The sequence below is a fragment of the Nostoc sp. genome, from assembly GCF_035638895.1.
GTDB lineage: Bacteria > Cyanobacteriota > Cyanobacteriia > Cyanobacteriales > Nostocaceae > Nostoc.
The window spans coordinates 1-3,851 of sequence record NZ_DASQZC010000677.1 but is presented as its reverse complement, the minus strand read 5'-3'; the positions used below and the strand labels follow the sequence as shown (position 1 = coordinate 3,851).

Annotated in this window: 4 protein-coding genes; all 4 read left to right on the top strand. The window is 42.4% G+C overall.

The window, feature by feature from the left end:
• Positions 1-80 precede the first annotated feature (80 nt).
• A complete protein-coding gene (locus tag VE944_RS31830) occupies positions 81-533 on the top strand; it encodes a helix-turn-helix domain-containing protein (protein WP_324987131.1) in 453 nt (150 codons plus the stop codon).
• Position 534: 1 nt separating this feature from the next.
• Entirely contained in the window at positions 535-1,380 is an 846-nt protein-coding gene (locus VE944_RS31825; RefSeq protein ID WP_324987128.1) for a VapC50 family PIN domain-containing toxin, read from the top strand.
• 64 nt (positions 1,381-1,444) lie between these two features.
• Positions 1,445-2,491, top strand: a complete 1,047-nt coding sequence (locus tag VE944_RS31820; protein WP_324987133.1) for a zinc-dependent dehydrogenase — start codon at positions 1,445-1,447, stop codon at positions 2,489-2,491.
• An 86-nt stretch (positions 2,492-2,577) separates the two neighbouring features.
• Positions 2,578-3,851: inorganic phosphate transporter (locus tag VE944_RS31815; RefSeq protein ID WP_324987125.1), on the top strand; the 1,274-nt coding region annotated here is incomplete at its 3' end.

Here is a 3,851-nt window from a genome sequence, read left to right as displayed (position 1 = left end):
TAAGATTAACAGTGTAAATTGCATTGCTAATGACAAACCCTGCAACACAGTAGTAGGCTAATATGATGTTAAAACAGAACATGTCTTTAGATTCTGTAATATCTCCACAGCTAGAAGCTCAATCTATCAAAGAACTGGAGCGCATACTGAGCGTTAAAGGTTCCCAAGCGAAACTGGTAGGAGCAAACGGAGAAGAAATTTCCATTCCCGATTCGGTGTATCAGGTGTTATATCAAGCTGTTCATGCAATGGCATCAGGTAAAGTGGTATCTGTAGCTATTCAAGATCGAGAACTAACGACTCAACAAGCAGGAGACTTTCTTAAAGTTTCACGTCCTCATTTAATTAAGTTATTAGAACAGGGGGAAATTCCCTACATTATGGTCGGAACACATCGACGTGTTCGTTTTGAGGATCTGGTGAAATATAAGAAACAGCGCGATAGTAAGCGTAGGGAAGGACTTAAGCAATTTACTCAGTTTTTAGAAGATGAGGGGTTCTATGATGACGAAAGTAGCGAATTAGATCAGTAAAATGGTACTCTCGGTTGTTTTGGATTCCTGTGTCATCTACCCTATGCCTTTGTGTGATACTCTGATGCGTGCTGCTGAGGCAGAGTTATACGAACTTCATTTTTCACAAGAAATTCTGGATGGTGCTACTCGTAACCTTTTAAAAGATGGAAGAATGAAAACAGATGCTCAGGCAGCATACTTTCAAGAACAAATCAAGACAAACTTTCCTGATGCAATGGTGGAAGTACCAGAGTATTTAGTTGCAGCAATGACAAACGATCCAGGCGATCACCATGTTGTAGCTGCTGCTATAGTTGCTAAAGCAGAAGTCATTGTTACTAGTAACCTTGATGACTTTCCTGTAAAATCTTTAGCTCCTTATAAGATTGAGGCTTGGCATCCAGATGATTTTTTGGTTTACCTTGATGAACAACATCCAGGAACAATGATTAAAATTATTTGGGAGCAGTCTAATGCGCTTAAACTTCCAAGGAGTGTTCCTGAAACCCTTGATAGGTTGGAAAAAAATAATTTAAAAAGAAAGAATAGAGTACCAAAGTTTACTTGTAGTATTCGTTGCCAATTTTATTGTGACGAAATTGTGCAAACTGCCAAAAAAGCTTTGAAGAGTCAGTTTGCAAAGAAGGCACCAGAAGGTGGCCGGTGCTTTGAGGGTGAACGTTATCGACTTTGGCAAAAAGAAGGAATTTTAACAATTACTGCTAAGGACAACCGGGGTGAGATTCTCAGGCTTGAGAATGGCGGTATTGGGGGATATCTTTTAGCGGTAGATGTTGAAGCATTCCAAAGATTTGAACAAAGCTTAGAAACAGAATTAGAACAAGCCAAAACACAGAAATCTTAAACCTGATAGCCTAACGTTGACTGCTAATGTTACATCTAGTATCGTTGAGCGGGGAAAAACCAACGTGAAAGCACAGGTATATAGAGGCGTTAATCAACTTTCTTACGAAGATATCCCAGTTCCAACCCTAGAACCAGATGAAGTGCTGGTACAGGTGCGGGTTGTGGGGTTGTGTCAATCAGATATTAAAAAAATTCGTTATCCACTGTATGAACCACCGCGCATTTTTGGACATGAAACTGCCGGCACGATCGCAGCATTAGGCAATAATGTCAAAGGTTGGCAAGTTGGACAACGGGTAGCAGTGATGCACCACATCCCCTGTATGCGTTGCGCGTACTGCCTAAATGATAATTTCTCTATGTGTGATGTCTACAAAAACATTTCCACAACCGCAGGCTTTAACGCCAGTGGTGGCGGTTTTGCTGATTATGTCAAGGTTCCTGGACATATTGTGGAAAACGGCGGGCTAATTCCCATCCCTGATAATATCAGTTTTGAAGAAGCAAGTTTTGTAGAACCAACTAACTGCTGTTTGAAGGCAGTGAAAAAAGCTCAAATTGCCCCAGGACAAACTGTATTAGTTACTGGTGCTGGGCCTATTGGGTTAATGTTCATTATGTTGGTGAAGTATTTCGGAGCAAAAGCGATCGCTACCGATTTATTACCCTCTAGAATTGATAAAGCCTTGAGTGTCGGTGCAGAGGCGGCTTTTGATGCTCGTGATCCCGATTTAACAGCAAAAATCCATGCCCTAACTGGTGGACTGGGTGTTGATATTACTCTGCTGGCTGTTCCTAGCGAAAAAGCTTTCTTTCAAGCACTTGATAGTACTCGCAAAGGTGGCAAAATATTATTTTTCGCCGAATTCCCTGATGAGGTGGAAATTCCCATTAATCCCAATATTCTTTACCGTCGAGAAATTGACTTGATAGGAAGTTATAGCTCATCTTATCGGCTTCAGAGTTTATCAGCTGATATTGTATTTAATCAGCGAATAGATGTAAAAGCCTTGATTAGCGATCGCTATCCATTGAAAGATTTATCAGCAGCTGTGGAGCAAGCGATCGCACCTACACCGGATACTTATAAAATCTTAATTTATCCGTAAAAGGGAGATCAGGGGGATCTGTTCAATTTTGAATTTTGAATTGTGATCTCCCTCTGCTCCCTCATATCCTTGCTAGCCTCAAAAAAATGCTTATTACCCTAGTTGCAGTTGCTCTACTAGCTTTCTATGTCGCCTGGAATCTCGGAGCAAATGATGTCGCTAACGCGATGGGAACCTCTGTAGGCTCCAAAGCTGTTAGCCTCAAACAAGCACTGATAATTGCTGGGGTTTTAGAGTTTACGGGTGCTGTATTGTTTGGACATGAGGTAACGGAAACTCTCGCAACGAAAATTGCGAATCCTGCCTTATTCGCAGCGACACCCCAAATATTCGTTGTTGGAATGGTAACGGTACTAATATCTTGTGGTGTATGGTTGCAAATTGCCACATCACGCGGTTTACCTGTATCCTCTTCTCATGCGGTTGTAGGTGCGATCGCTGGATTTAGCTGGGTAGCTTTAGGAGTAGGTGCAATTGATTGGTCATCAATTGGCTTGATCAGCATTGGCTGGGTTTTAACGCCATTAATTAGTGGTGCGATCGCTGCTTTATTTTACAGTCTAATAAAGCACTGGATTTTAGATCAACCCAATCAAGTAGTGCAGTTACAAGAATGGATTCCCTGGTTGAGTACTGCGCTGCTAGGTGTATTCGGCGTAATTGTATTACCATCGCTAACTCAACCGCTAACCAATTTTGTAATTGAGCAAATTGGTTTTACAATCCCTGCTTACGACATCCCACTGTTAATCGGTGCAGTAGCAGCAGTTGGACTCACAATCATTAGTTGGCGACAATTGGAAAACAGGAAAGATAAAGAAGAACTACTCCCCACTCCCCACTCCCTACTCCCCAATCCCGTAGAAAGTTTATTCGCCCGATTCCAACTACTAAGTGCTTGCTTTGTCGCCTTTGCTCATGGTTCTAATGATGTGGGAAATGCGATCGCTCCTTTAGCTGCGATCATCTACATCAATCGCACTGGTAGCATACCGACAGATGGTATCACCATCCCCATTTGGATTTTAATCCTTGGTGGTGCTGGTATTGTTGGTGGTTTAGCTGTCTGGGGTAAAAAAGTCATTGCCACTATTGGCGAAAACATTATTGCTTTGCAACCTAGCAGTGGATTTTGTGCCGAACTTGCTACTGCTACCACCATCCTCATCGCCTCCCGGCTAGGTTTACCAGTCTCCACCTCCCACGCTCTCGTCGGCGGTGTAGTTGGTATTGGACTAGTGCAAAATATCAAGTCGATTAAGTTTCAAACACTAAAAGGCATTGCTGGCGCATGGCTAATTACAATCCCCGTGAGTGCTGCCCTTAGCGCTGCCATCTTTAGCATCGCCCGGATTTTATT